The sequence below is a fragment of the Acinetobacter sp. 1130196 genome (assembly GCF_000588095.1).
GTDB lineage: Bacteria > Pseudomonadota > Gammaproteobacteria > Pseudomonadales > Moraxellaceae > Acinetobacter > Acinetobacter nosocomialis.
In genome coordinates, this window is sequence record NZ_JFWX01000018.1 from 46,675 (window position 1) to 69,282 (window position 22,608).

The following is a 22,608-nucleotide window of genomic DNA, read 5'->3' on the forward strand; positions in this document are numbered from 1 at the left end:
CACGACAAATAAAAAAGCTCACCAAAATGATGAGCTTTTTAGACTTTTTCAATTAAAAACGATAGCGAAGTGCGACTTGAGCATTTAAAGGGTCACCCATCATATTTGAATCATTTGCTCCACTATGGCCGGAAACAAAATAATCGCGATCAAACAAGTTATTTAGGTTTAAGTTCACATCATAACGTTCACTTTGATAACCTAAAGCTGCATTTACAACCGCATACCCAGGTAAAACGTTTTTGTTATCTGGTGCACTAAAGCGCGATGATTCACCACGACCACCTACAGCCGCATACCAATGATCATTAATTTGATATTTTAACCACAGGTTAGCTGTGTTGTTTGGCGTAAGCGCTGAGTGATTACCCGTAAATCCAACAGTCGACTTTTCAATCTTACCATCCATATAAGAATAGCCAGCTAGCACTGACAACTGATCAGTCAACTGACCTGTTAATGAAAGTTCAACCCCTTTTGTTTTTTGCTCGCCTGCCAATAGTGCTTGATTTGGATTAGCTGGATCTTGGTTTTGAATATTGGTTTGGCTCATTTCAAATAAAGCCAATGTCACATTCAATTGATCATTCACATCCCACTTTGCACCCGCCTCATAATTTTCAGTTTTTGTTGGTTTTAAATCAGCACTGTTTTGATAAAAAACAAATGAATCAGCCAAAGGCTGGAAAGAACGATTATAAGAAGTATAAAGTGAAAGATTATTTACTGGCTGATAGACCACCCCAATTCGTGGAGAATAAGTATTGTCAGTACGGTTTAAGTCTAAATTCGTACTCGTTTTATCATCACGATCTTGAGATAGATTGTCATAACGTAAACCAACTAAAACTTTAAGCTGATCTGTTACTGTCATTAAATCTTGCAGATACACACCATAGTTTTCAAAGGTATTACTATTGTTATTGCGTGCAACTGTTGTTCCGGTATTAATAGGTGCCCAGTAATCTAATTTAGGATTATATAAATCAGTAGTTGTCTTAGCACCTTGCCAAAGTATCTCATCTTTATGCTGTTTACTATATTCAGCACCAATTAAAGTATTGTGCTTTAAGAAACCTGTATTAAATAAAGCGCTCAACTCTTGTTGAACATATACACCATCTTCATTACGCAGGCGTTTATTTTGAGTCAAAGTAATTTTTGTCTTATCAGCAGGATGCGTATCAACACTATATTGACGATCTAATGAGTAGTTATAGTGGCGAACTGCACCATGATATTTGAGTTGATCATTAAACTCATGATCCAAGCTGATAGTCTGGCTTGAGATTTCAGTATCGACATCCCCAACTTCTTTACCGTTTAATGCACCATAAAAAGTTTTAGGATTTGTCTTAACTGGTTTACCTGTAATTGGATCTGTCGGGAAACCTTGATCAGCTAGACGATCATCGTGCAAGTAGTCGGCCTAAGTAAAAGTTTGGTTTTATCAGTAATATCCCACTGTACAGATGGAGCCACCGCCTGTCGTTTTAAAAATGCCTGATCGCGATAACCATCTGAGTCTTCAACTGCACCAGTTAAACGAACTTTAACATTCTCGGCTACTTTTTCATTTACATCGACTTCTGCACGACGTTGCCCTGTAGTACTGCCAATCAGGCTCACTTCACGTAAGGATTGATCCATTGGTTTTTTATTAATCTTGTTAACTAAACCGCCCGCCGAACCGCGTCCATATAATACAGAAGCAGGTCCTTTTAGTACCTCAACTCGTTCAACATTCGACATATCACGAAAATACAAAGCATCATCGCGAATACCATCTACATAATTATCTGTGATTGCAGAGAAACCGCGAATCATGACCTGATCACGTTGCCCATCCCCCACACTAAAGCTCAAACCAGCAACGTTTTGCAAAGCACCTTGCATAGAAGTCACTGTCTGCTCTCTTAGAATTTGTTTCGGTACAACATTTACAATTTGAGGAACATCTTTTAATTGCATAAGTCCTTTAGTGGCACTTGATGCTTGTCCTACCTCTTGTTTTAAACTGTTTTCCTTCTCAGCTTTTACTGAAATCGTTGGAAGGTTGGTTACAGCCTGTGAGTCTGTCTCTGCGGCATATACATGGCCTGTTATAACCCCAACTGATGAAATAAATAAAATAGAACGTTTCATGTAAGTTCGCTATGAATAATTTCAGGCGAAGTTTCAATGAAATACTATACATTTGTAAATATTATCAATAATCATTATTAATTGATAATATTTATTAAAAAGAATATTTCGATTGCTTAGGCAAACAATAAAACTCTACTAACTGCTGAATTACCTGAATTTTATTCAATAAACTACAGCAAATGTGAGCAATGGTGTAAAATTATCAGTCTGATTTTTTATTCTGTGACAACACATATGGCAACTGTAGATCTTTTTGCAATTGGTAATGCATTAATCGACCAAGAATTTAAAGTGTCTGATGATTTTCTTAGTCAGCAAGGCTTACAAAAAGGCACCATGCAGTTGTCTGACGGTAAAACACAATCTGCCCTTTATGAAAAATTAAAGCAAACTCAAGACTACAAAGGCCAAGCAAGTGGTGGTTCTGCTGCAAATACAACTGTAGCTTTTAGTGCATTAGGTGGAACTGCTTTTTATGGTTGCCGCGTTGGCAACGATGATTTGGGTTCAATTTATCTGCAAGGTCTAAATGATGCAGGCATTCAGACTACGCCAAAGTCCATCAGTGAAGGTGTAACAGGCACCTGTATGGTACTTATTAGTCCAGATTCTGAGCGTACCATGCATACCTATTTAGGTATTACAGCTGAACTCTCTCAAGACCAAATCGATTTTGAGCCATTAAAAACAGCAAAATGGCTTTATATTGAAGGCTACCTTTCTACGAGTGAAACGGCACGTAAAGCGGTAAAACAAGCTCGAGAAATAGCTAAAGCTCACGGCGTTAAAATTGCGTTATCTTTATCAGACCCTGCAATGGTTCAATACGCACGTGAAGGCTTAGAAGAGCTTATGGATGATGGTGTAGATTTATTGTTCTGTAATGAACAAGAAGCTTTAATGTATACCAATACTTCTACTATTGAGGATGCACTCACTCAGTTGCGTTTTAAAAACCATACTGTTGTGATTACACAAAGTGCCAAAGGTGCTTTAGTTGCAAATTCAACCCAACATTTTCATGTGCCTGGCCGTCACGTAGAAGCTGTAGATACGAATGGCGCTGGTGATGCTTTTGCTGGTGCCTTCCTCTATGCATTAAATCATCATGAAGATTTAACTGCTGCGGCGCAGTTAGCCATCTTAATTTCTAGTGAAGTTGTGTCTCAATTTGGTCCTCGTTTAGCCATTAATGACTATGCTAAACTTCTCGAAAATTTTCAGAAGGAATGTGCTTGAAATGGAAAGGATCTGTATGACGGAAGAAGTTCCTGAGCGTGAAGCTAGAGCTTTTGACACTTTACAAGGAACGACTATTTTCATTACACAGCGTGATGGCTCATTCTATGCCTATCAGAATTTATGCCCGCATTTGCAAACCGAACTTGAGTATTTAGAAAATCAATTTCTAGACCAAGACAAAGAATATATTCAATGCTCTACTCACGGTGCTTTATTTAACGTGGAAACTGGCGAATGTATTTCAGGTCCTTGTTTAGGTGATTTTTTAAATAAAGTTGAGATTAAAGTACATTCAGATGGCGGTATTTATATCGTAGACTGAGATCATCAACATTAGAGTTTCTACCATGGCTGATTTCTTTTTTAATTATTATCTTATGCCATTTCATTTAAGTGTTGTGGCTTTGATATTGCTCAGTGTGGTAGAAACTATTGGTATGTATATCGGGTTACGGCCGAGTCAACTCCTAAAAAAAATTGCACCAGACTGGCTTACTAACTCACCTATACTTAATGTTAAGTTTTCTAAAGCTCTAATTTTTGTTTTTTTACTCATTAATTTCAGTTTTGCTGGTTACTTCTTACAGCTGTCTTTCTTTGCTATACAGCATTACTTTATCACTCCATTTTACTTAATCATCCCTGCACTGGTCATTGCAATCTTTTTTACCGTATTTATGATTCATTGTCTTGATCAAGTGATTAAACCAAAGCATACACATACCAATTACAATCTTTTAGGGCGACTAGCAACTATCTCTAGTGGCAGTGCCAGACCCGGTTTTTCAGCTCAAGCACGTGTACGTGATGAGTTCGGCCAACTACACTACGTGCAAGTTGAACCAGAATATGGCGAGCTAGAATTATATTCACAAGTCATTCTTATTAAAGTGCATAAAAGCCATTATGTTGCCAAAAAAATCTCCTTATCAAACGATCTTTTTGCACCCGATTAATTTTCCATAATTTTTGTCTTTTATCAGTTTAATAACTTTATTATTCCCTTCTATCTTTTTATTTTTTAATTAAAATTAATCCAACTCTTTTAGTTAGAAATAAAAATAACTTTATTATACCCAACCATTTTAATCAGAATTAAATTTAACCATACCATTTTAATCAACTTAAAATATTTATTTACAAGTGTTTTAGTTGGATTTAACAATCAATCCAAACTATTTTAGTAAGATATTTTATTTAAAATTATTTAAATACATAAGATATTGTTTTATATAAAAAAGATAATTAAGTTTTTATTTAAAATATATTTATTGTTTATTTTTAATATATTTTGATTAATAATGAAATTAATATGTATCGAGGTTTATTCTATGAGCCTTAAAAATCTAGATATTAATGCCAAATTAGTTAGAGAAATTACGATTATTCTAATAATTAAAGTCGTGCTTCTCTTAACAATCAAACATATTTGGTTTGACGCTCCCACTATCCCCAAAAATTTCGACAATCAGGTCGCCGAGCATATTGCAGGCGATAACACTTCCCACATTAAGGAGACACGTTGATGATTTCTGAAAGCGTGGTTGATCTTTCGCGGTTCCAATTTGCCATGACCGCAATGTATCACTTTCTTTTCGTACCTTTGACCCTAGGCCTTGCATTTATTCTGGCTATTATGGAAACAACTTATGTGATATCTGGTAAAGAAATTTACAAAGATATGACTAAGTTTTGGGGAAAATTATTTGGTATTAACTTTGCCTTAGGTGTAACTACAGGCTTAACCATGGAGTTCCAATTCGGGACAAACTGGGCATATTACTCACATTATGTAGGTGATATTTTCGGTGCACCATTAGCAATTGAAGGCTTAATGGCATTCTTCCTTGAGTCAACATTTATTGGTTTATTCTTTTTCGGATGGGATCGCCTGAGCAAAGTACAACATTTAGGTGTAACTTGGTTAGTTGCTCTTGGCTCTAATATGTCAGCGCTCTGGATTTTAGTTGCGAATGGCTGGATGCAAAACCCGGTAGGTGCAGCATTTAACTTCGAAACCATGCGTATGGAGCTTGTCGATTTCGGTGCACTTATTTTCAACCCAGTTGCACAGGTTAAATTTGTACATACTGTTTCTGCCGGATATGTAACAGGTGCGATTTTCGTACTTGCCATTTCAAGCTACTATCTACTCAAAAAACGTGACCTCCCTTTTGCCCGCCGTTCATTTGCAATTGCCGCCATTTTTGGTCTTGCCTCTACACTTTCAGTGATTTTGCTTGGTGATGAATCTGGTTATGAGTTAGGTGATGTGCAAAAAACTAAACTCGCTGCAATTGAAGCAGAATGGGATACTCACCCTGCTCCTGCTCCATTTACGTTATTTGGTGTACCCAACCATGAAGAAATGCGAACAGACTATGCAGTTAAAATTCCATATGCATTAGGTCTAATTGCAACTCGTTCAACAACTAAAGAAGTCACTGGTTTAAAAGACTTAATGCAACAGCATGAAGTGCGTATTCGTAACGGTATGCTTGCTTATGCTGAACTTGAAAAACTACGTGCTGGTGATCGCTCACCTGAGTTGTTAGCTTCATTTGAAAAAAATCAAAAAGATTTAGGTTATGGCCTACTTCTTAAAAAATATGCACCAAATGTTGTAGATGCAAGCGAACAAAACATTCAAGCAGCTGTGAAAGACACTGTTCCAAATGTTACAGCATTATTCTTCTCGTTCCGTGCAATGGTTGCATCTGGCTTCTTAATGTTGCTTCTTTTCATTTTAGCGACTTGGGCTGTTGCGAAAAGAAATGCTGAGAATAAACCTTGGCTACTTAAATATGCATTATTTGCCTTACCACTTCCATGGATTGCTGCACAAACTGGTTGGTATGTAGCTGAGGGCGGCCGTCAGCCGTGGTCTATTGGTGAGATTTTACCAACACACTTATCAGCTTCAAGTTTAAGTACAGGCGATGTGTGGGGTTCCATCCTCGCGTTAGCAGCGTTCTATACCGTCCTTTTAATTATTGAAATGTACTTAATGATTAAATTTGCTCGCTTAGGACCAAGCTCACTTCACACTGGTAAATACCATTTTGAAAAACAAGAGCCAAAAGCAGCTGTTAATGGAGAGGCTTTATCATGATTGAATACGAACTCCTGAAAATCATATGGTGGGTGTTAGTTGGGGTCTTGCTTATTGGGTTTGCTTTAACCGATGGCTTCGATATGGGCTCAATGGCACTCATGCCTTTTGTTGGCAAGACTGATAACGAACGACGTGCTGCTATTAATACCATAGCACCACACTGGGATGGTAATCAGGTCTGGTTTATTACAGCAGGTGGCGCCTTATTTGCTGCGTGGCCAATGGTTTACGCGGTTGCATTCTCCGGAATGTATTGGGCCTTATTACTTGTGCTATTTGCCCTGTTCTTACGCCCTGTAGGTTTTGACTATCGTTCTAAACTCGAAAATAAAAAATGGCGCAACTCTTGGGACTGGGGCCTTTGTATTGGTGGTGCCGTGCCTGCTCTAGTTTTCGGTGTAGCATTCGGTAATTTATTCTTAGGTATTCCTTTTAGTTTAGATAGCACATTGCGCTCTGAATATTCGGGTAGCTTCTTTGCTCTTCTTAACCCGTTTGCTTTAGTTTGCGGCATTGTCAGTTTATCTATGTTGTGTGCGCACGGCGGTGCTTGGCTTATGCTTCGCACAGACGGCGCTTTAAAACAGCGTTCTGCTAAGGCCACTCAAATTATGGCAGCAGTATTCTTGGTTTGCTTTCTTGTTATTGGAGCTTGGTTATGCTTCGGTCAAGTTCCTGGTTATAGCTATGCTGCAGCAATTGATACAAATGCTGCACTTAACCCTTTAGCTAAACAGGTAGTCACAAATAACAACTCAGGTTGGATGAACAATTACACTAATTATCCAATTACCAAGATCGCTCCAGTTCTCGCAATTTTAGGGGCAATTATTGCATTCTTTACAGCATCAAAAGCAAAAGCAGGCTTAAGCTTTGCTGGCACAAGCTTAATGATTGTAGGTGCGATCTTAACTGCTGGTTTTGCACTCTTCCCATTTTTATTACCATCAAGTGTCAATCCAAACTCTAGCTTAACAATGTGGGATGCGGTATCAAGCCATCGTACTTTAGGGGTTATGACTGTTGCTGCATGCATATTCGTTCCGATCATTTTGCTCTACACCAGTTGGTCGTATTACAAAATGTGGGGCGTGATTACCAACAAACATATCGAGTCAAACTCGCACAGCTTGTACTAATAAGGAGAAGCATATGTGGTATTTCGCATGGATTCTTGGAATTTTGATGGCATGTTTTGCGGGTGTACTCAGTGCACTTTATATCGAACATCATCAAAATTTAGATGAGGAATAAATCATGGCAAACGCAATGACAGCACCAAATCAACGAAAAGCTCAAGCATTCGCAATGGCCATTTCATTTCTGTTGGCATTGCCGCTTGCTGTAATTTTACTGGTGCATCCTTCCCTCATGTTAGATGCAAACGGACACTACAATCATAGCCAGCTTATGCTGGTGATGGTGGGTATTTCTGGAGGCTTCATTTACGGGGTTGGTTTTGTACCACACTTCTGGTTATGGAAATGGTTATTTAGCCCATGGGTAGCTTGGCCTCTCATGCTTTTAGGCTATTACATCTGGTTTTTAACCTAAAAAAAGGACCTCATTTGAGGTCCTTTTTCATTTCAATTAGTTTAATTGGTATAAGTGGTATTCCAACGTCTGCTTCAGTCGGATATGGTTCTACATGACCTGTTTTTGCATAACCACGTCTCTCATAATAAGCAATTAGCTCCGAACGTACATTTAAAACATACATGAGTGCACTGTCCAATTCTGGTGTTTTTTGCAAAGCGAACTGTTCAGCATACTCCAAAACACAGCGACCAACTTTCATATTCTGTAGATTAGGATCTGTACAGAATGTTCCTATCTCAACAGTATTGTTCTGAAATGTAAGACCAATACATGCAACAATTTGTGAAGAATCTATTTCTGCAACTAATAATACCGAGTTAGACAATTTCAATTGCTGTGTCAATTGTTCTTGACTAATACGTTGGCCTTTTACGAATTCAACTTCAGTTGTCCAGCTTCTACCTTGTTGTGTTCTATAAGAATGATTAATCAAGTCTAAAAGTGATGGAATGTCACTTAGTTCAGCTAAACGGAAATTTAAATTCATCATAAATATGCTTAGGCTATTTTAAATATTTAAAAAATAAAGCCGATATTAAATCGGCTTTATCTTGAATAGCAATTGCTTAATTTGATTGTTCAGCTAACCAAGCCATAAATTTTTGACGCTCAGCCTTAGAAGATTTTTGCCAAAGCTCGACTAGACGCTGATCATTTGTTTGTGCAACACCTGCCGAAGGTACTGTTGCGGCAATAGATGTTGTAACTTGAGAAGTAGATGGCTTGGCAGCAGCATAAACAGGTTCAGGCTGTGGTTTAGAAGGCTTTGTCGTAAAGTCAGCCACCTTACCCAACAAACCCGTTGCAAACCAAGGTCTTGCTTCGTTGTTTGCACCAGTTTGCTGAACAACCAGTTCGTTATTTGAGTTATATAAAGCGACTGTTGGTTGCTCAGCATATTTCTTTGCTTGCTCATATTTTTTTGGTACACCCACCATAGCAAGCTTATAAGTTTGACCATCTTTTAAAGTTGGAGTTTGAATTGTAACAACACCAGACTTAACAATATCGTGTTCACCATTTAGATGTTCAAAGTATTCTTGATAACGCACACTTAGGTTTGTTTCACCCGCATCAATTTTGTAGTTATTTTTAGAGGAACGGAATAATCCTGAATTGACTTCTTGACCGTTCACCGCAAGGATTACAATTTCCTCAGGTGCCGTAATTGTAACTGCTGAAAATACCGAACCGCTTAGTAATAAACCAATTGCAGCAACACTTAATCTTAAAGTCATCTGTTCACGTCTCTATAATATTTAATAGTTTGTAAAAACATGAGCAATATGCAATATGATTATGACGATTTTATGACACTATCTGTTTTAGCATAACTACACTTAAAACTTTTAAAATATATTATTGAATTATAATAAATAACTATTTTTCATGTTAATTTTGAACACAAAAAAAAGAGTACCATTGAGGTACTCTTTTGATTAACTAAAATTAGTTAAATGTTTTGAAACGATCTTCATCGTTAATAAATGCTTTCTCACCAGCTGGTGCTTCAACAGAACCAAATACTAATTGAGCACGTAATTTCCAAGTTGATGGGATATCAAATGCTTCAGCAGCGTCAGCATCAACAATTGGGTTATAGTGTTGTAAAGAAGCACCTAAACCAAGTTCTGAAAGCGCAGTCCAAGTTGCAAATTGTGCAATTGCGGTTGAATGTTCAGACCAAACTGGAAAGTTGTCTGCATATAGTTCAAATTGCTCTTGCAAGTTTTTAATAACAGCTTGATCTTCATAAAATAGTACTGTACCAACACCGGCAACGAAACTATCAATTTTTGCATTAGTACCAGCAAAAGCATCTGCAGGAACAATTTTACGTAATGCCTCACGAACCAAATTCCAAAATTTAGTATGTGATTCACCATATAGAGTAACTACACGTGAAGATTGTGAATTAAACGATGAAGGACTATGTTTAACAGCTTCACGAATTGTTTCTTCAATTTTTGTGCGATCTAATGCAACATTTTTACCAATTGCATAAATAGTACGACGGTTTTTAATTTTATCTAAGAAAGTAGACATTTTTATTTCCTACCTATTTGTTTGACCATTGGCCGTTGTTTGGGAATGAATATAGTCTATGAAACTCATTTCTTATAATCAGCATTAAAAATATGACAGTTCGTTTTATTTTCGCAACAATAAAAAAAGATATGGATATAAAAAAACCTCACTATTTCATGAGGTTTTTTTAGAGTTTAGCTGCAAATTACTTTTCTGTTTCAAATAATGCCGCTACAAATGATTTTGCCGAGAACGGTCTTAAATCATCAATTTTTTCACCCACACCAATAAAACGAATTGGTACATGAGTACGACTAGCAATATTAAACAGTACACCACCTTTTGCAGTACCGTCCAACTTAGTAATAGTAATACCAGTTAAACCTACTGCTTGATCAAATTCTTGTACTTGGTTAATTGCATTTTGCCCCGTACCTGCATCTACTACTAACATAATTTCATGAGGTGCCGTAGCATCAATTTTTTGCATAACACGCTTAACTTTTTTAAGCTCTTCCATTAAGTTGCTTTTGTTATGTAAACGACCTGCGGTATCTGCAATTAACACATCAATACCTTTAGCACGCGCACTTTCAAAAGCATCGAAGATAACCGAAGCACTATCTGCACCATGGCCTTGAGCGACAACAGCAATGTCGTTACGCTCACCCCAAATTTGCAATTGTTCAGTAGCAGCTGCACGGAATGTGTCACCTGCTGCTAACATGACTTTCTTGCCTTCGCCTTGTAAACGCTTAGCCAGTTTACCAATAGTGGTTGTTTTTCCAACACCATTAACGCCCACCATTAAAATCACATAAGGTGATTTATTAGGGTCAATATGCAAAGGCTTCACACGTGGAGCCAGTAAAGCAACCAACTCTTCTTGTAAGGCTTTATAAAGCGAATGTGAATAAATCAAATCACCACGCGCAGTACGTTCAGTCAAGTTGGTAATAATCGTTTTCGTTGCATCTACACCAATATCTGCAACTAATAATTGCTCTTCAACTTCTTCAAGCAGCTCATCATCAATTTCTTTACCACCAATTAAGATATTTACCATACCATCGGTGAAATTACGGCGAGTTTTGCTTAAACCTTCTTTCATTCGCCCAAAGAAACCAGATTTTGGTTGCTCTGGCTCAGTTGAAGGTGCCGTCTCGACAACTTCTGGTGCTTTTACTTCTTGCTTAACAGGTGACTCAACGATAGGAACATCGATAGCAGGTAAATTAGGCAATGTGACATCGTCATCCCCGATCTCAGCATCTATCAAGAATTTATTTTGCATATTCGATTGTTGTTGCATGCCGATTCCTTGAAAAGCAGCGTGTTAAAAAATAGAAAGTTTAGCATAAATTCAAGTTTTTGCCTGCTCCAATAGCGAGCAAAACCTTTCTAAAATAAAGACCATGCTTATTGAGTATCTTCTTGTGCTAACGCAGGATATTCCTTGATATGATCATGTTCAAACTGATAAGCGTACATTAACTTTAGATACTCTGCCCTATGAATTTTTGATTGAGTCATTATCAACTCTGCCATATCTTGAGTTCTAGGATATGTAGCCTGTCGAGAAAGTTGTACAATTCGTTGATACTGTTCCGAGTTCACAGGACGAAACAATGCTAAATAAGACAGCATAAAAATACAGCCAATGATAATAATCACAACCAGATTAAAACATTGGTCTGCCTTTAACTCAGACTTTAATTTAAGAAAATTTTCTTTGAATGTGAGCATGACCTACCTCTAATTGATGTAGTGTAGGGTTCAATGCACTTCAGCACAAGGTCAAAATCCAGTAAGGCTAATATTCTTTAGCCTTACTGGATGATAAACTTTAGCTTATTAAAGAACGTATTACAGAGAAGTATAAGATTGCTGCAATAATTACTAGCACCAGTAACATGGCAAAAATACTTAATCCTTCTTCAGCATCAGCTGGATGCAATTCATCTTCATCTGCAATTTTTCTAAGTTCACCATCATAAACCTGATAGAACCAAGCTTTTTGATTAGGATCCAATTGGCGAGCATAGTCAAAAACCCGTTTACGTTGCGCCAAACAATAATCACCTAAATGTATTTCTTGATGGAAAATTGCTTCGTCTAATAATTTACGATGGTAATGAGCAAGCTCTATGATTTGCTCCTCTTTAGGAGGAGTATCAAAAACAAAGCCATCGATAGTATTTGTCATAGTTATTCTCCTTGTCTTTTATTCTCATATTGATTTTACTCAAAATTATTTGTGAATAATGTTTAATCATGTATCCTAATAGTGAACCAACTAATGCTGAACAATAGTTGACAAATCCATTAATTTGTAATATTAGTTTAACAATTCTAAGTTACATTAGTTCAAAGGCAGTGGCCTTTAGAAAAAGTAATCATAATTAAAATAAGGAGTTTTATATGATTCAACGTATCTCTCATCATGATTTAGAACATGTATACGCAACTGCAGTTAACACAATTCACTCTCAAATGAATTTCCAAGATGCTGTTGCGCAGTTAGAAGAAGTTGCGCGTGCTGGTCACGGCAAAGCTGCCCTATTCTTAGCAGAGCTATATTATCAAGGTTTCCGTGTAGAACGTGATTCCATGAAAGCACAATATTGGCAGAAACTAGCCACCATGCAAGCATAAAGAGACGTCACTTAGGTGGCGTTTTTTTATACCTATCAAAAACCAAAATTACCTATTTATCTAAAGTCTTACTTCGCCACTTTAGCCGTGGCTCAGGTGGCGTTTTTTTATACCTGTAAAAAGTTCAATATAAATTAACCATAACTATGTTCATCTTGCGCTTCGCCAAAGCTTTAGTCGCTTTGTCTTGCTCAGGTGGCGTTTTTTTATATCTGAAAAAACTAAAGTTATTAATTTTTTCTGCAACCCTACTTCACTATTCTTAGTCATAACACAGCATTATTTTTTAGTATTGATTTATATAGATATTTCAAGTCATCAATATTTGTTTACGATTTGACACCTGTTTAAACTGAAATGTCATGTGGTTTTCTTATAATAAGCAAGACAAGTTGAAAACCTTTAAATTTAAAATGAACAGTTTAAGTAATCTACAACCGGTTTCTAAAGACTTGATGATCAAGATTTATATTTTAAGAACCATGATGTATTGTGGAGTTCTTTGGGGACTATTTGATGAAGGCTGGGCCATTAAATCAGATCAGGAAGATTTTATTTTTCCTTTTTGGTTAAATGGAGTGCAAGCACATCGATATGCCAAAACTCATTGGCCTAATTACAAGCCAAGAAAAATTACCCCAAAAGACTTTCATGAATCTTTATTACCTACTTTAACACGGTTAAAAGTTACCCCTGCATTATTTAACTCATCTCATCGTAAGTTGAAGTTATCTACTCAACAAATGCATCATTTCTTTTTTAATCATCCAAAATGGCAGGTAGCTTAAAGTTTTTAAGCTACCAAATTTAGAGTGCTTTTTGAGCGCTTAAGCGTAAAACTAATATTTGAATGACTCGTAAGTCTTTGCTTTTTTCAAAAATCGAGCTAATTTAAATCAAAATGATAAAACAACAGGACAGAAGAAATGACTATCGTTGCACAAGTAATTAAGAACAAATCTGAAAAAGCCATTTTTACAATTTCACCCGAAGCGACTGTCCTCGAAGCAATTACGATTATGGCGGAAAAAGGTATTGGTGCTTTAGTTGTAGCAGAAGGTGAAAAAGTTGTTGGAATATTATCTGAACGAGATTACACACGAAAAGTAACGCTTATGGAGCGTTCTTCTTATAGCACCACAGTTGCTGAAATTATGACGGCAAAAGTAATAACCGTAGGTTTAAACAATACAGTTGAAGAATGTTTACAACTCATGACTGATCGTCATTTACGACACTTACCTGTATTAGATAATGAAAAATTAGTTGGTTTTATTTCAATTGGTGACTTAGTTAAAGCAGCTATGGAAGATCAGAAAGTTTTAATTGAACAATTAAAGCAATATATTTCAGGCTAAATACAAAAATAAAAATGGGCGATTAACGCCCATTTTTTATTGTCTTTAAAAATTAAAGATAATTCGTAATAAAAACAACAAAACGCTCGAGAAAAATATCAGCTGGAGCTTGTTTCATGTTGTTTGGGGGAAAAAAACAACCCCCCGACCCTGCCGTAACGTTAATAATAAGTTTGTATTCATCACGAGCAATCGCAACAAGTTCAGCACAATCTTTAGGTAGTTGAATACCGATCATCATACCGAAACCACGTACTTGCACATTCTTATCCGACAATTGGGCACGTAATTGATCAACAATATAATTACCTACTACTGCTGCATTCTCTACCGCATTTTCCTTCTGGATTGTGTCAATTACCGTATAAACCACACGAGAACCCAATACTGTACCGCCATAAGTAGAACCATGACTGCCTGGCCCTAACAAACCTACAGCCTTACCTTGAGTCATTACAGCACCTACAGGGAAACCATTACCCAATCCTTTTGCTGTAGTTAAAACATCCGGAATAATATTTGTATGTTGATACGCAAAGTATTTACCGGTACGACCATTACCAGTTTGGATTTCATCTAGCATCATCAACCAGTTATGCTGATTACAAATTTGGCGAACTTCTTCTAAATAGCTAAATCCTTGAGGTGCAGTATTAATACCACCTTCACCTTGGATTGGTTCAATTAAAATAGCAACGATATCTGGATGCTGTAAGGCTGCCTCTTGAATGGCTTCAATGTCACCAAATGGGACTCGAATAAAGCCTTCCACCAAAGGTGCAAAACCGTCTTGTACTTTCTTGTTACCAGTTGCAGAAAGTGTCGCCAAAGTACGACCATGAAATGATTGTTCAGCCACAATAATCTTTGGCAAGCTTATACCTTGTTGAGTACCAAATTTACGAGCAATTTTAATCGCTCCTTCGTTTGACTCGGCACCACTGTTTGAAAAGAAAATTTCTTCCATACCTGAAACCTCAGCAAGCTTTTGCGCCGCAGCAGTTTGCCAAGGAATTTCAAATAAATTGCTCGTATGCACGAGAGTAGCTGCTTGTTCTGCAATTGCCTCGGCAATAGCTGGGTGAGCATGTCCTAGTCCACATACAGCAATACCAGTAAGTGCATCTAAATATTCTGTACCATCTTGTGTATAAAGATATGCCCCTCGGCCTCGGACAAAACTGATCGCTTGGCGACCATAAGTAGCCATTAAGTGTGTTGGTTGATCAGGTTGTACTGGAGCTAGGGTAATATCAGTCATCACGAACTCTGTCTGTATGAGGTTTTAAGAAGGGTTTATATAAACAAAAACTTGCACTGATGAAAAGTCTCATCCTTCATTTATCTAAAATTTCGTCTGCTTTTTGCTATCGCTTCGGTTTATACAATAAAATATTGAATATTCTGTGCAACTTTAAGCAACAAGGCGGTTTGCAAAGCGATGTGAACACCCCCTATAATGCTGCAAGATTAGTTGAGGATCTATTTATGACTGAACAAGCACGTGATACTGAAGCGTTAATTCGCGATCAAATTGCGAAGCATCCCGTTTTACTTTACATGAAAGGCACTCCACAGTTTCCACAATGTGGTTTCTCTGCACGTGCAGTAGAGGCGCTCAGTCAAATTGGTCGTCCATTTGCATATGTGAACATCTTAGAAAACCCTGATATTCGTGCAACTTTACCAAAAATTGCAAACTGGCCTACTTTCCCACAATTATGGGTAAACGGCGAGCTTATTGGTGGTAGCGATATCATGCTTGAAATGTTCCAAAATGGCGAATTAAAACCATTAATCGAACAATACAGCGCAGCTCCAGAAGCTTAATAATAAAAAAGCCAATCGAAAGATTGGCTTTTTTATACTTATAAATTTAACAATCACTTATACCGATATAACGAAATAGTCCCTCAACACCAAGATCTGCTTTTAAAATAGTTAAATTTTTATACGGTGTGGTAGTTATCGCATCAAAAATATTCATGTTCGGATCTTCATGCAACTCATCTACGTTTTGATTCATAACTTCTTCAAAACGATCAGCTACAAATTCAAAGCCTAAATCCATTGCAATAAACAATGTATGTTCACAAGGTTGGAGGTACTGCTCCTGTGTCCAATCAATAACTGAAAGCTTACAGATTGGACAAAGGATATTGGCCGATGCATTTTCTAATTCAACTAACTGGTAAGACATACTTTTAAAAAACCGAGAAAAATCTATTTTATGAAAAATAATATGTAAACGCTATATTTGTTTTAAGCTTCATAAAATAAATTACAAGAGCATTTCAATGTAATTACATTAAAATTTCAAATTATTTAATTCCCTTTACTCGCTCGTATTTATCGGCCTTTTACAAAAAATTAAAATCAAACTTTATCGTTGCAAAACTAATAATGTAAAATCTTTAGTGTTGCATAAATAGGATATTTTAATGCTCACAGATCTTGATGATTTTTATTGTTTTGCCCTTGTTGTTGAGCATGGTGGATTTAGTGCTGCCGAACGTGTTACGGACATTCCAAAATCAAAATTAAGTCGTCGTGTTTATAATTTAGAGGAAAATTTAGGGGTTCGCTTAATTCAGCGCAGTTCTCGTCATTTTGCTGTTACCGATATCGGGATGGATATCTATAGACACGCACAAGTTATGATGAATGCTGCTCAAGCAGCCCATGATTTAGTTGATCACTTAAGTATTCAACCAAGAGGCGTAGTCAAAGTAAGCGTTCCTGTAGACATTGCACAAAACCAGCTACCTAAAATTTTACCGGCATTCTTAAAAAAATATCCCGAAATTCGTTTACAACTTATTGTAAGCAACCGTCGCGTTGATGTGATTAATGAAGGTATTGATGTAGCTCTACGTGTCAGATCTAAATTAGATGATGACCCTAGCTTAGTACTTAGACAGTTTGCGCTCATAGAACAAAGTTTATTCGCAAGCCAAGCTTACTTAAATGAGTTTGGTAATATTAAGTCACCTGATGAGTTAAGCGATCATCGTATTTTAAGCTTGTCCGAAGAGCATTTAGATCAACAATTTATTTTACATGGTCCAGATAGCCAACTGAAAAAAGTGAAAGTTAGCCCCACTGTAATGGGAACAAATCTTTATATGCTTGCCCAACTTGCAAGTCAGAATTGTGGTATTGCCTTATTGCCAGAAACAGCAGCTGAAGATTTTGTAAAATCGGGTCAGCTTGTACAAATCTTACCGGACTGGAAAGCAGCTCACGGTATATTCCACGCTGTTTACCCATCTCGTAGAGGACTACTTCCAGCAGTGCGTGTATTTATTGATTATCTTGTGGAACATCTCTCAGAGCATTAATAAATTAAGCTCCATAAAAAAGTTCGATGTTATATCGAACTTTTTATTTTATAACGATTAAGTTTTTGGATAATTTCCCACCCCTTCTGGCCAAGGTGTAAGTAGCTCAAAACCTGTATCTGTAACTGCAACCATATGTTCCCATTGAGCAGATAAAGAAAGATCTTGAGTAATGACGGTCCAACCATCATTTAATTCTTTAACTTGAGGTTTGCCTGCATTCACCATAGGTTCAATTGTAAAGACCATACCTTTCTTTAGAACCAAACCTTGTCCACGTTGACCATAATGCAGAATATTAGGCTGCTCATGGTAAACTTTACCAATGCCATGCCCACAATACTCTCGAACAATGCTATAACCCTCGCGATGAGCAACCGATTGAATAGCGTAACCAATATCACCTAAAGTAGCGCCAGGTTTCACTGCATGAATACCAGCAACCATTGCCTCATAAGTTGTTTCAACCAACTTTTTCGCATGTGGATTTACGTTTCCAACGTAGTACATACGGCTCGTATCGCCAAAGTAACCATCTTTAATAATCGCTACATCAATATTAATAATATCGCCATCTTTTAAAACTTTATTTGGAGATGGAATACCATGACACACCACTTCATTGACTGAAGTACATATTGTTTTTGTGAAACCGTGATAACCAACATTGGCTGGTATGACCTTTAAAGTATTTACGATGTAATCATTGCAAATATTGTCTAAATACTCAGTTGTTACGCCTGGCTTAACGTACTTCCCTATCATTTCTAAAACTTGTGCAGCCAAACGCCCAGAAATTCTTAATTTTTCCAGATCTTGTTCTGTTTTAATTGTAACAGTAGAAGCTCTCATTCAATTTTATCCTCGTAGGCACTGTTTTGATCACACCTACAAAAATGTTAGTTAATTTATAGTATTTTAGAATGGATATATGATAGGCGGAAAGCTTTAAATGCCCAAATATTCAACATTCATAATAGTATTTTATATTTTTATTTTTACATAATTTTTTTAAAAAATCAGAGTTAAAAACTATTTTCTCTATTTCTTTCAAAGGTTTTTCAAATAGATAACTTAACCAGTTGATATTTTTCATATCTCTGACTGATTTAGAAAACTTGAAAAATCTCTTTTTCACATAAAATAGCGCTTGATCATGCTCTCTTTTACTCTAAAATTCTTTCTTTTTTGTTAAATTTAATTTATGCAACAACTTCGTACTGGAGATATTATTGCCTTAGGTTTTATGACCTTTGCCCTCTTTATTGGGGCAGGTAATATTATCTTTCCTCCCATTGTCGCACAGCAAGCTGGTGATCATGTATGGTTAGCGGCCATAGGCTTTTTGATTACTGCTGTTGGCTTACCCGTAATTACGATTATGGCACTCTCTCGCATGCAGGGTTCCATTGAAATCATTAGTTCACCTTTAGGGCGTATCGCAAGTCTGATTTTAACAGTAGTCTGTTATTTATCAGTTGGTCCTTTATTTGCTACACCACGAACTGCAACAGTTTCTTATGAAATTGGTTTTTCCTCTTATTTCGGAACATCAAGCAGTAGTCTTTTAATTTATAGCGCAATCTATTTTACATTTGTTACTTTAGTTTCGTTATATCCAAACAAGCTTTTAGACACAGTTGGACATGTTCTAGCACCTCTAAAAATTATCGCTTTAGCAATTTTAGGTATTGCAGCGGTTATGATTCCTGCGGGCTACGTTCCTGCTCCAATTAATCATTACGTTAACTCTCCTGTTTCGGAAGGTTTCGTAAATGGTTATCTTACTATGGACACTTTAGGTGCCTTAGTATTTGGTATCGTTATTATTCAAGCAATTTATTCGCGTGGTGTTACAGATAAAAAGCTAGTCACCAAATATGCAATTATTGCTAGCCTTATTTCAGGTGTTGGTCTTACTTTAGTGTACTTAAGCTTATTTAAATTAGGTTTAGGTAGTCACGAAGTTGCTCCAAATGCCGCAAATGGTGCTGTAATTCTGCATGCCTATGTTCAACATGCTTTTGGAAATATGGGTTCATTATTCCTAACTGGACTTATTTTCTTAGCGTGTATGGTAACTGCAATTGGTTTAACTTGTGCGTGTGGTGAATATTTTGCTCAACTCACCAAGTTACCTTATAAGCTTTTAGTATTTATCTTAGTTGGTTTCTCTTTCATTATTTCTAATCTTGGATTGACCAAACTCATTGCTGTATCAGTACCGGTTTTAAGTGCAATTTATCCACCAGCTATTGTGGTTATTATGCTCAGTTTCTTCTGGAAATTTTGGCATAAACCATCTTTTATTGTTGGTTCAGTAACAAGTATTGCTTTAATTTTCGGAATTATCGATGGGCTTAAGGTTGCGGGTTTTGGAGATAATCTTCCTATGTTCCTTCAACATTTACCATTAAATGAACAGAATTTAGCATGGTTGATCCCATCTTTAGTTGTTCTTGCGGTAACTACCCTTATCGACAAAGTTAAACATAAAAGCATTTAACCTGGTGTTTTTTTGAAATCGAGTTTTACCCAAACATGATTTTATATATTGAATAAAATGCTGCGTTTACCCAACCAGCATTTTATTTCCAACACTAGTATTTAATGACAATTCAACTATAGATATAATTAATTTTTGCTGTAATATTACATTAAAATAATTTTTAGCTTACTCAGGAAAGAAGAGCATAAATGAAAAGTAAATATTATCTAACATTAGCAGATGCAGAGTTTTTAATGGAAGAAGCTCAAAAATATGCAATCGAACACAACTTCAAAGTCAGTATAGCTATTGTTGATGAAACAAGCTCTTTATTACTTATGAAACGCCTAGATGGTGCCTCTCCTCTCAGTACACATATATGCCTAGAAAAGGCTAAATGCTCATCAATGAGTGGCCGTCCGTCAAAATTTTACGAAGAACTTCTTCAAAATGGCCGTCTTGGTTTCTTAAGTCTACCAAGTGCTAAAGGTATGCTAGAAGGCGGAAAAGCGATTATTTATGAAGGCCAGATTTTAGGTGCAATTGGTGTTTCTGGTGTCCAATCTTTTGAAGATGCTGAAATTGCACAACACGCAATTGATGTCTTCTTAAAGAAACAAAGCAACTAAAGTAAATTGAGAGAAAAGAGAAGTTATTACACTTTTCACCTAAAAATTTCTCTTTTCTAAAATATTAAGTATTTTATACAAAAATATTTAATATTTACCTTTTTTATACCTTAACTATTTATAAATATAGAGGTTTTCATAAAACTGTTCAAAAATTTTTCAATTGACTATTGAATTAAGCTAAAAATACAAGTACAACATTAAACTTATTCTTGACTAAAACATTCGGTTTTAGCGCAACCACAAGGAGGGATGGAGATGTTATCATTACATTTCAACAAACAAGTCTTCATTAACACTCTGAACAGTAAAGATTCAGTTGTTTATGGAGTAACAACACTTGCTCTTATGCTGACTCTACTGTTTCAAGGTATGATTAAAGGGAATCTGAAACCCGAATACTTTATGTATGCCATGGTTGTTTCTTTTGTATTTTGTGTATGGGCCTTTGTCGACCACAAAATGCGAAAATTAGCTAAAAGACGACTTAGTCAACAGAAATAAGAATTCAAAAATGGATGAGCAATCATCCATTTTTTATTTATTTAAAAATAGAAAAATCGTTCCCATTACCAAAATAGCAGTTGCCAGCAGCTCAGTAATAATTAAAGCAATCATCATAAATGTCATCAGCCATGTCGGCAAATTAACCTGCCCTAACCTATGCGGTTGTTTAAATTGATTGGTCGTATCCTGCAAAAACCCATGAATGATATAAACTAAAATTGAGAAACTAAAAAACAGTATATTTGCCAATACACACCATACAGCAATATCCTCATTTAAAACAGTGAAATAGCTCAATACAGCTAGAATGAGTGTAGCTGCTGCATAAAGCAAACTGCTTCTATGTGCAATATCTACATAATAATGTGCACGGCTTAATTCGGAACGGCGAATTTGCCAATATTTCCATACCCCGGTTAACATTCCTATCCATAAAAAGACGCCACTAAAGACAATAGCCAACTGTACGGCTTTCGATAAATCCATCATTTCCTTTATTCGTTTTATTAAAATTTGATGAGTTATATAACATAAATCTTGACTTTGTAGTCACAATTTAATCAAGTGCCTTTTCAGAACTCATGTACATTAAGATAAATGATTAGCCAATTAACTTTAAATCTATGGATAAGACTTTTGAATCTTTTTGGATTACCTGTAAAGATGGTTATCAGCTTGCAGCTCAATTTTATCCTGCTCAAGAAAAGAAAACTGAATATCCTATTCTCATTTGTCCAGCAACAGGTATAACTAAAAACTTTTATCACTCTTTCGCCGCATGGTTAAGCCAACAAGGCTACGATGTATTGAGTTTTGACTTTCGTGGTATTGGCGAGTCCCTACATGGCGCTTTAAAACAAAGCATCGCAAGTATTTCCGACTGGGGAACACTTGATATTCCTGCTGCAATTGATGCTTTATTAATAAAAACGAAATCAGATCAAGTTATCCTTATTGGGCATAGTGCTGGTGGACAACTACTAGGAGTTGTACCTAATTATAATAGAGTCGCAAAAGTAATAACGGTTGCTGGTTCAACTGGACATATTAAAGGCCTTAAAGGAAAAACCAAGGTTTTAGCACCAGTTATGTTTAATATTATCTTTCCTATCTCTAGTCTTGTTAAAGGTTATGGAGCAACTCAATTTATTGGTATGGGAGAAAACCTACCTAAAAAAGTTGCTCAACAATGGCGAGAGTTTTGTAGCCGTCCTGGATATGTGAAAAATGCCATAGGCAAGACGATTTTTCATGATTTTCATTCAGATATTCAATGTCCTATTACGGCTATTTGGGCCGATGATGATGAGATTGCAACTAAACGTAATGTACAAGAATTATTAAGTTTATATCCAAACGCAAATAAAAAAATGATTGAACTTAGCCCAAAAGATTTAGGCTATAAAGCAATTGGTCATATGCTGCTATTTAAAAAATCACATCAAAAACTTTGGTCTATTTTAGAACAAGAAATTAATCATTAAACCCTGCTTTTATT

The 22,608-nt window shown here is 36.3% G+C and carries 27 protein-coding genes and 1 pseudogene; 17 read left to right on the plus strand and 11 right to left on the minus strand.

The window, feature by feature from the left end; all coding sequences use genetic code 11:
- Nucleotides 1-52 precede the first annotated feature (52 nt).
- Nucleotides 53-2,145, minus strand: a pseudogene (locus J671_RS0104595) (TonB-dependent receptor).
- Nucleotides 2,146-2,382: 237 nt separating this feature from the next.
- Between J671_RS0104595 and J671_RS14750 the strand changes: the two are divergent.
- The 8 genes from J671_RS14750 to J671_RS14775 all read left to right on the plus strand — a co-directional run bounded on the left by J671_RS14750 (nucleotide 2,383) and on the right by J671_RS14775 (nucleotide 8,059).
- Nucleotides 2,383-3,387, plus strand: coding sequence for an adenosine kinase (locus J671_RS14750; RefSeq protein WP_031982726.1), 1,005 nt, complete (start codon nucleotides 2,383-2,385; stop codon nucleotides 3,385-3,387).
- 16 nt (nucleotides 3,388-3,403) lie between these two features.
- Nucleotides 3,404-3,712, plus strand: coding sequence for a Rieske (2Fe-2S) protein (locus tag J671_RS14755; protein WP_002050689.1), 309 nt, complete (start codon nucleotides 3,404-3,406; stop codon nucleotides 3,710-3,712).
- Between the two features lie 25 nt (nucleotides 3,713-3,737).
- A complete protein-coding gene (locus tag J671_RS14760; RefSeq protein ID WP_002050666.1) occupies nucleotides 3,738-4,346 on the plus strand; it encodes an OB-fold-containig protein in 609 nt (202 codons plus the stop codon).
- 375 nt (nucleotides 4,347-4,721) lie between these two features.
- Nucleotides 4,722-4,916 carry a cytochrome oxidase putative small subunit CydP gene (gene cydP, locus J671_RS0104600; RefSeq protein ID WP_004701293.1) on the plus strand — a complete coding sequence of 65 codons (195 nt, stop codon included), beginning with the start codon at nucleotides 4,722-4,724 and terminating at the stop codon, nucleotides 4,914-4,916.
- On the plus strand, nucleotides 4,916-6,502 hold the full coding sequence (locus J671_RS14765) for a cytochrome ubiquinol oxidase subunit I (RefSeq protein ID WP_004708483.1): 1,587 nt from the start codon (nucleotides 4,916-4,918) through the stop codon (nucleotides 6,500-6,502). Before cydP ends, J671_RS14765 begins: the two co-directional genes overlap by 1 nt.
- Nucleotides 6,499-7,644 carry a cytochrome d ubiquinol oxidase subunit II gene (cydB, locus tag J671_RS14770; protein ID WP_031982727.1) on the plus strand — a complete coding sequence of 382 codons (1,146 nt, stop codon included), beginning with the start codon at nucleotides 6,499-6,501 and terminating at the stop codon, nucleotides 7,642-7,644. The genes J671_RS14765 and cydB overlap by 4 nt, the downstream gene beginning before the upstream one ends.
- Nucleotides 7,645-7,657: 13 nt before the next feature.
- Nucleotides 7,658-7,759, plus strand: a complete 102-nt coding sequence (gene cydX, locus J671_RS0104605) for a cytochrome bd-I oxidase subunit CydX (protein WP_000270276.1) — start codon at nucleotides 7,658-7,660, stop codon at nucleotides 7,757-7,759.
- The gene (locus J671_RS14775) at nucleotides 7,760-8,059 is read left to right on the plus strand and encodes a cyd operon YbgE family protein (protein WP_079377014.1); all 300 of its coding nucleotides are present in this window, start codon (nucleotides 7,760-7,762) and stop codon (nucleotides 8,057-8,059) included.
- 10 nt (nucleotides 8,060-8,069) lie between these two features.
- On the opposite strand, the gene J671_RS14780 is transcribed toward J671_RS14775, so the two are convergent.
- From J671_RS14780 to J671_RS14805, 6 genes are all read right to left on the minus strand, one after another.
- Entirely contained in the window at nucleotides 8,070-8,594 is a 525-nt protein-coding gene (locus J671_RS14780) for a GNAT family N-acetyltransferase (protein ID WP_031982729.1), read from the minus strand.
- Between the two features lie 76 nt (nucleotides 8,595-8,670).
- Nucleotides 8,671-9,342 (minus strand): DUF2057 domain-containing protein, encoded by a 672-nt coding sequence (locus J671_RS14785; protein ID WP_031982730.1) that lies wholly within the window; start codon nucleotides 9,340-9,342, stop codon nucleotides 8,671-8,673.
- 211 nt (nucleotides 9,343-9,553) lie between these two features.
- Nucleotides 9,554-10,150 (minus strand): nitroreductase family protein, encoded by a 597-nt coding sequence (locus J671_RS14790; protein WP_002050635.1) that lies wholly within the window; start codon nucleotides 10,148-10,150, stop codon nucleotides 9,554-9,556.
- A gap of 187 nt (nucleotides 10,151-10,337) precedes the next feature.
- The gene (ftsY, locus tag J671_RS14795; protein ID WP_002050665.1) at nucleotides 10,338-11,444 is read right to left on the minus strand and encodes a signal recognition particle-docking protein FtsY; all 1,107 of its coding nucleotides are present in this window, start codon (nucleotides 11,442-11,444) and stop codon (nucleotides 10,338-10,340) included.
- A 107-nt stretch (nucleotides 11,445-11,551) separates the two neighbouring features.
- Entirely contained in the window at nucleotides 11,552-11,878 is a 327-nt protein-coding gene (locus J671_RS14800) for a hypothetical protein (RefSeq protein ID WP_031982731.1), read from the minus strand.
- Nucleotides 11,879-11,978: 100 nt separating this feature from the next.
- A complete protein-coding gene (locus J671_RS14805) occupies nucleotides 11,979-12,338 on the minus strand; it encodes a hypothetical protein (RefSeq protein ID WP_002050680.1) in 360 nt (119 codons plus the stop codon).
- A gap of 215 nt (nucleotides 12,339-12,553) precedes the next feature.
- On the opposite strand from J671_RS14805, the gene J671_RS14810 reads away from it, so the two are divergent.
- From J671_RS14810 to J671_RS14820, 3 genes are all read left to right on the plus strand, one after another.
- Nucleotides 12,554-12,787, plus strand: a complete 234-nt coding sequence (locus tag J671_RS14810; protein ID WP_002050673.1) for a hypothetical protein — start codon at nucleotides 12,554-12,556, stop codon at nucleotides 12,785-12,787.
- Nucleotides 12,788-13,200: 413 nt separating this feature from the next.
- On the plus strand, nucleotides 13,201-13,575 hold the full coding sequence (locus tag J671_RS14815; protein WP_001087274.1) for a DUF2750 domain-containing protein: 375 nt from the start codon (nucleotides 13,201-13,203) through the stop codon (nucleotides 13,573-13,575).
- A gap of 138 nt (nucleotides 13,576-13,713) precedes the next feature.
- On the plus strand, nucleotides 13,714-14,145 hold the full coding sequence (locus J671_RS14820; protein ID WP_031982732.1) for a CBS domain-containing protein: 432 nt from the start codon (nucleotides 13,714-13,716) through the stop codon (nucleotides 14,143-14,145).
- A 52-nt stretch (nucleotides 14,146-14,197) separates the two neighbouring features.
- Here J671_RS14820 and J671_RS14825 read toward each other — a convergent pair whose 3' ends face one another.
- The gene (locus J671_RS14825) at nucleotides 14,198-15,406 is read right to left on the minus strand and encodes an aspartate aminotransferase family protein (protein ID WP_031982733.1); all 1,209 of its coding nucleotides are present in this window, start codon (nucleotides 15,404-15,406) and stop codon (nucleotides 14,198-14,200) included.
- Between the two features lie 227 nt (nucleotides 15,407-15,633).
- Here J671_RS14825 and grxD point away from each other — a divergent pair, with 227 nt between their 5' ends.
- Nucleotides 15,634-15,975, plus strand: a complete 342-nt coding sequence (gene grxD, locus J671_RS14830; RefSeq protein ID WP_000138830.1) for a Grx4 family monothiol glutaredoxin — start codon at nucleotides 15,634-15,636, stop codon at nucleotides 15,973-15,975.
- A 46-nt stretch (nucleotides 15,976-16,021) separates the two neighbouring features.
- On the opposite strand, the gene J671_RS14835 is transcribed toward grxD, so the two are convergent.
- The gene (locus J671_RS14835) at nucleotides 16,022-16,345 is read right to left on the minus strand and encodes a hypothetical protein (RefSeq protein WP_031982735.1); all 324 of its coding nucleotides are present in this window, start codon (nucleotides 16,343-16,345) and stop codon (nucleotides 16,022-16,024) included.
- A gap of 241 nt (nucleotides 16,346-16,586) precedes the next feature.
- On the opposite strand from J671_RS14835, the gene J671_RS14840 reads away from it, so the two are divergent.
- Entirely contained in the window at nucleotides 16,587-17,486 is a 900-nt protein-coding gene (locus J671_RS14840; RefSeq protein ID WP_002050716.1) for a LysR family transcriptional regulator, read from the plus strand.
- 57 nt (nucleotides 17,487-17,543) lie between these two features.
- On the opposite strand, the gene map is transcribed toward J671_RS14840, so the two are convergent.
- Nucleotides 17,544-18,338, minus strand: coding sequence for a type I methionyl aminopeptidase (map, locus tag J671_RS14845; RefSeq protein ID WP_031982737.1), 795 nt, complete (start codon nucleotides 18,336-18,338; stop codon nucleotides 17,544-17,546).
- A gap of 352 nt (nucleotides 18,339-18,690) precedes the next feature.
- Between map and brnQ the strand changes: the two genes are divergently transcribed.
- From brnQ to J671_RS0104610, 3 genes are all read left to right on the plus strand, one after another.
- Entirely contained in the window at nucleotides 18,691-19,992 is a 1,302-nt protein-coding gene (gene brnQ / locus J671_RS14850) for a branched-chain amino acid transport system II carrier protein (RefSeq protein ID WP_031982738.1), read from the plus strand.
- Between the two features lie 191 nt (nucleotides 19,993-20,183).
- The gene (locus J671_RS14855) at nucleotides 20,184-20,603 is read left to right on the plus strand and encodes a GlcG/HbpS family heme-binding protein (protein WP_002050687.1); all 420 of its coding nucleotides are present in this window, start codon (nucleotides 20,184-20,186) and stop codon (nucleotides 20,601-20,603) included.
- 258 nt (nucleotides 20,604-20,861) lie between these two features.
- Nucleotides 20,862-21,107 (plus strand): hypothetical protein, encoded by a 246-nt coding sequence (locus J671_RS0104610; protein WP_000949688.1) that lies wholly within the window; start codon nucleotides 20,862-20,864, stop codon nucleotides 21,105-21,107.
- Between the two features lie 33 nt (nucleotides 21,108-21,140).
- Here the strand turns inward: J671_RS0104610 and J671_RS14860 are convergent, their stop codons facing one another.
- Nucleotides 21,141-21,596, minus strand: a complete 456-nt coding sequence (locus J671_RS14860; RefSeq protein WP_004708460.1) for a hypothetical protein — start codon at nucleotides 21,594-21,596, stop codon at nucleotides 21,141-21,143.
- A gap of 137 nt (nucleotides 21,597-21,733) precedes the next feature.
- Between J671_RS14860 and J671_RS14865 the strand changes: the two genes are divergently transcribed.
- Nucleotides 21,734-22,594: an alpha/beta fold hydrolase gene (locus tag J671_RS14865; protein ID WP_031982739.1), complete on the plus strand. Its 861-nt coding sequence runs from the start codon at nucleotides 21,734-21,736 to the stop codon at nucleotides 22,592-22,594.
- Nucleotides 22,595-22,608: the final 14 nt, after the last annotated feature.